This is a genomic window from Cupriavidus sp. SIMBA_020, assembly GCF_046535395.1.
Taxonomy (GTDB): domain Bacteria; phylum Pseudomonadota; class Gammaproteobacteria; order Burkholderiales; family Burkholderiaceae; genus Cupriavidus; species Cupriavidus campinensis.
Map to the genome: position 1 here is coordinate 1 of NZ_JAWRWU010000029.1, position 5,197 is coordinate 5,197.

Genomic DNA, 5,197 nt, shown 5'->3' on the forward strand with positions numbered 1-5,197 from the left:
CGCAGCGCAGACAAGCAGTACCGCCCCCGGCAAAGCCGGTGTGGCCAGTTCTTTAACAACCAAACAACCGATAAGTGTGGGCGCTTGATGGCGAACGCCACGCAGACTCCGGTCTGCGTGATGCTTCAAAAGTTATCAAAGTGCTCGCACAGTAAAACATGTTCGGTTTCATCTTCGGATGGGATCGAGTCAGTTTTCTGAGAGTGAGCGACCGCTCGAAAGAGCGAGGTGCTTCGGCACCACACAGGTATTGAACTGAAGAGTTTGATCCTGGCTCAGATTGAACGCTGGCGGCATGCCTTACACATGCAAGTCGAACGGCAGCACGGGAGCAATCCTGGTGGCGAGTGGCGAACGGGTGAGTAATACATCGGAACGTGCCCTGTTGTGGGGGATAACTAGTCGAAAGATTAGCTAATACCGCATACGACCTGAGGGTGAAAGCGGGGGACCGAAAGGCCTCGCGCAATAGGAGCGGCCGATGTCTGATTAGCTAGTTGGTGGGGTAAAAGCTCACCAAGGCGACGATCAGTAGCTGGTCTGAGAGGACGATCAGCCACACTGGGACTGAGACACGGCCCAGACTCCTACGGGAGGCAGCAGTGGGGAATTTTGGACAATGGGGGCAACCCTGATCCAGCAATGCCGCGTGTGTGAAGAAGGCCTTCGGGTTGTAAAGCACTTTTGTCCGGAAAGAAATGGCCCTGGCTAATACCCGGGGTCGATGACGGTACCGGAAGAATAAGCACCGGCTAACTACGTGCCAGCAGCCGCGGTAATACGTAGGGTGCGAGCGTTAATCGGAATTACTGGGCGTAAAGCGTGCGCAGGCGGTTTTGTAAGACAGGCGTGAAATCCCCGGGCTCAACCTGGGAATTGCGCTTGTGACTGCAAGGCTAGAGTGCGTCAGAGGGGGGTAGAATTCCACGTGTAGCAGTGAAATGCGTAGAGATGTGGAGGAATACCGATGGCGAAGGCAGCCCCCTGGGACGTGACTGACGCTCATGCACGAAAGCGTGGGGAGCAAACAGGATTAGATACCCTGGTAGTCCACGCCCTAAACGATGTCAACTAGTTGTTGGGGATTCATTTCCTCAGTAACGTAGCTAACGCGTGAAGTTGACCGCCTGGGGAGTACGGTCGCAAGATTAAAACTCAAAGGAATTGACGGGGACCCGCACAAGCGGTGGATGATGTGGATTAATTCGATGCAACGCGAAAAACCTTACCTACCCTTGACATGCCACTAACGAAGCAGAGATGCATTAGGTGCTCGAAAGAGAAAGTGGACACAGGTGCTGCATGGCTGTCGTCAGCTCGTGTCGTGAGATGTTGGGTTAAGTCCCGCAACGAGCGCAACCCTTGTCTCTAGTTGCTACGAAAGGGCACTCTAGAGAGACTGCCGGTGACAAACCGGAGGAAGGTGGGGATGACGTCAAGTCCTCATGGCCCTTATGGGTAGGGCTTCACACGTCATACAATGGTGCATACAGAGGGTTGCCAACCCGCGAGGGGGAGCTAATCCCAGAAAATGCATCGTAGTCCGGATCGTAGTCTGCAACTCGACTACGTGAAGCTGGAATCGCTAGTAATCGCGGATCAGCATGCCGCGGTGAATACGTTCCCGGGTCTTGTACACACCGCCCGTCACACCATGGGAGTGGGTTTTGCCAGAAGTAGTTAGCCTAACCGCAAGGAGGGCGATTACCACGGCAGGGTTCATGACTGGGGTGAAGTCGTAACAAGGTAGCCGTATCGGAAGGTGCGGCTGGATCACCTCCTTTCCAGAGGCTTGTGTTCACAAGTCAAGCGTTCACACTTATCGGTTTGTTTGCTGTTACAGCCAAGGGTCTGTAGCTCAGGTGGTTAGAGCACCGTCTTGATAAGGCGGGGGTCGTAGGTTCAAGTCCTACCAGACCCACCAAGTTATCCGGGGGATTAGCTCAGCTGGGAGAGCACCTGCTTTGCAAGCAGGGGGTCGTCGGTTCGATCCCGTCATCCTCCACCACTTACCTTGGGTTGGTTTGCCAAATGAAAGCGCTTAGATTTGAGTGCTTTCATTTGGCGTTGCCAAGATCGACTGAAACAGTCGGCTGTTCTTTAACAATATGGGATGTAGTAAAGGTGTCGCGCGAGCGTTGATGAGACGCTGAATTATCCAACGCGATACCGGGTTGTGATTGTATCAACCAAAATGTATTTAAAGTGATCGAAAGATGACTTGGAATACGGCACAAACGCGAGAACTCAGACCTATGGTGAGTCGTGGCTTAAGCGAGAGCTTGAGACACACTCGTTATAGGGTCAAGCGAACAAGTGCATGTGGTGGATGCCTTGGCGATTACAGGCGATGAAGGACGCGGTAGCCTGCGAAAAGCTTCGGGGAGCTGGCAAACAAGCTTTGATCCGGAGATGTCCGAATGGGGAAACCCGGCCCTTATGGGTCATCCCTGACTGAATACATAGGTCAGGGAAGCGAACGCGGCGAACTGAAACATCTAAGTAGCTGCAGGAACAGAAATCAACCGAGATTCCCAAAGTAGTGGCGAACGAAATGGGAAGAGCCTTGTACTCTTTAGCAGCATTGTTAGCAGAACGGGATGGAAAGCCCGGCCATAGCAGGTGATAGCCCTGTATGCGAAAACAGCGTTGTGGAACTAGGTGTACGACAAGTAGGGCGGGACACGTGAAATCCTGTCTGAAGATGGGGGGACCATCCTCCAAGGCTAAATACTCGTAATCGACCGATAGTGAACCAGTACCGTGAGGGAAAGGCGAAAAGAACCCCGGGAGGGGAGTGAAATAGATCCTGAAACCGCATGCATACAAACAGTCGGAGCCTGGAAACGGGTGACGGCGTACCTTTTGTATAATGGGTCAGCGACTTACATTCAGTGGCAAGCTTAACCGATTAGGGAAGGCGTAGCGAAAGCGAGTCCGAATAGGGCGTTGAGTCGCTGGGTGTAGACCCGAAACCAGATGATCTATCCATGGCCAGGTTGAAGGTGCGGTAACACGTACTGGAGGACCGAACCCACTAACGTTGAAAAGTTAGGGGATGAGCTGTGGATAGGGGTGAAAGGCTAAACAAATCTGGAAATAGCTGGTTCTCTCCGAAAACTATTTAGGTAGTGCCTCGTGTCTCACCTTCGGGGGTAGAGCACTGTCATGGTTGGGGGGTCTATTGCTGATTACCCCGCCATAGCAAACTCCGAATACCGAAGAGTGCAATCACGGGAGACAGACATCGGGTGCTAACGTCCGGTGTCAAGAGGGAAACAACCCAGACCGCCAGCTAAGGTCCCCAAATATAGCTAAGTGGGAAACGAAGTGGGAAGGCTAAAACAGTCAGGAGGTTGGCTTAGAAGCAGCCACCCTTTAAAGAAAGCGTAATAGCTCACTGATCGAGTCGTCCTGCGCGGAAGATGTAACGGGGCTAAGCTATATACCGAAGCTGCGGACGCACGCAAGTGCGTGGTAGGAGAGCGTTCTGTAAGCCTGTGAAGGTGTCTTGTAAAGGATGCTGGAGGTATCAGAAGTGCGAATGCTGACATGAGTAGCGATAAAGGGGGTGAAAGGCCCCCTCGCCGTAAGCCCAAGGTTTCCTACGCAACGTTCATCGGCGTAGGGTGAGTCGGCCCCTAAGGCGAGGCAGAGATGCGTAGCTGATGGGAAGCAGGTTAATATTCCTGCACCGTCGTATGATGCGATGGGGGGACGGATCGCGGAAGGTTGTCCGGGTGTTGGAAGTCCCGGTCCCTGCATTGGAGAAGGCGCTTAGGCAAATCCGGGCGCGAAATTCAAGGATGTGGGGCGAGCGGCCTTGAGCCGCGAAGCAATTGGAAGTGGTTCCAAGAAAAGCCTCTAAGCTTCAGTCATACGAGACCGTACCGCAAACCGACACAGGTGGGCGAGATGAGTATTCTAAGGCGCTTGAGAGAACTCGGGAGAAGGAACTCGGCAAATTGGTACCGTAACTTCGGGATAAGGTACGCCCTTGTAGCTTGACTGGCCTGCGCCAGGAGGGTGAAGGGGTTGCAATAAAATGGTGGCTGCGACTGTTTAATAAAAACACAGCACTCTGCAAACACGAAAGTGGACGTATAGGGTGTGACGCCTGCCCGGTGCCGGAAGATTAAATGATGGGGTGCAAGCTCTTGATTGAAGTCCCGGTAAACGGCGGCCGTAACTATAACGGTCCTAAGGTAGCGAAATTCCTTGTCGGGTAAGTTCCGACCTGCACGAATGGCGTAACGATGGCCACACTGTCTCCTCCCGAGACTCAGCGAAGTTGAAGTGTTTGTGATGATGCAATCTCCCCGCGGCTAGACGGAAAGACCCCATGAACCTTTACTGTAGCTTTGCATTGGACTTTGAACCGATCTGTGTAGGATAGGTGGGAGGCTTTGAAGCGTGGACGCTAGTTCACGTGGAGCCGTCCTTGAAATACCACCCTGGTTTGTTTGAGGTTCTAACCTTGGCCCGTGAATCCGGGTCGGGGACAGTGCATGGTAGGCAGTTTGACTGGGGCGGTCTCCTCCCAAAGTGTAACGGAGGAGTTCGAAGGTACGCTTGGTACGGTCGGACATCGTACCTAAAGTGCAATGGCAAAAGCGTGCTTAACTGCGAGACCGACAAGTCGAGCAGGTGCGAAAGCAGGACATAGTGATCCGGTGGTTCTGAATGGAAGGGCCATCGCTCAACGGATAAAAGGTACTCTGGGGATAACAGGCTGATACCGCCCAAGAGTTCATATCGACGGCGGTGTTTGGCACCTCGATGTCGGCTCATCTCATCCTGGGGCTGTAGCCGGTCCCAAGGGTATGGCTGTTCGCCATTTAAAGAGGTACGTGAGCTGGGTTTAAAACGTCGTGAGACAGTTTGGTCCCTATCTGCCGTGGGCGTTGGAATCTTGACGGGGGCTGCTCCTAGTACGAGAGGACCGGAGTGGACGTACCGCTGGTGTACCTGTTGTCTCGCCAGAGGCATCGCAGGGTAGCTATGTACGGAAGAGATAACCGCTGAAAGCATCTAAGCGGGAAACTCGCCTGAAGATGAGGATTCCCTGGAGGCTTGACCTCCTTGAAGGGTCGTTCGAGACCAGGACGTTGATAGGCTGGGTGTGGAAGCGCAGTAATGCGTTAAGCTAACCAGTACTAATTGCCCGTAAGGCTTGATCCTATAACCAGTGTGTCTT

The 5,197-nt window shown here is 53.2% G+C and carries 2 tRNA genes and 2 rRNA genes; all 4 read left to right on the plus strand.

The features are described from left to right. Window positions 1-252 precede the first annotated feature (252 nt). The 4 genes from SB751_RS27915 (at window position 253) to SB751_RS27930 (ending at window position 5,181) form a co-directional block, all read left to right on the plus strand. Window positions 253-1,784, plus strand: a 16S ribosomal RNA gene (locus SB751_RS27915). A 63-nt stretch (window positions 1,785-1,847) separates the two neighbouring features. Then, window positions 1,848-1,924 (plus strand) — tRNA-Ile (locus SB751_RS27920). Between the two features lie 8 nt (window positions 1,925-1,932). Next, window positions 1,933-2,008, plus strand: a tRNA-Ala gene (locus SB751_RS27925). Window positions 2,009-2,302: 294 nt separating this feature from the next. Then, window positions 2,303-5,181, plus strand: a 23S ribosomal RNA gene (locus SB751_RS27930). The 16S and 23S rRNA genes sit together here with 2 tRNA genes alongside, the layout of an rRNA operon. Window positions 5,182-5,197: the final 16 nt, after the last annotated feature.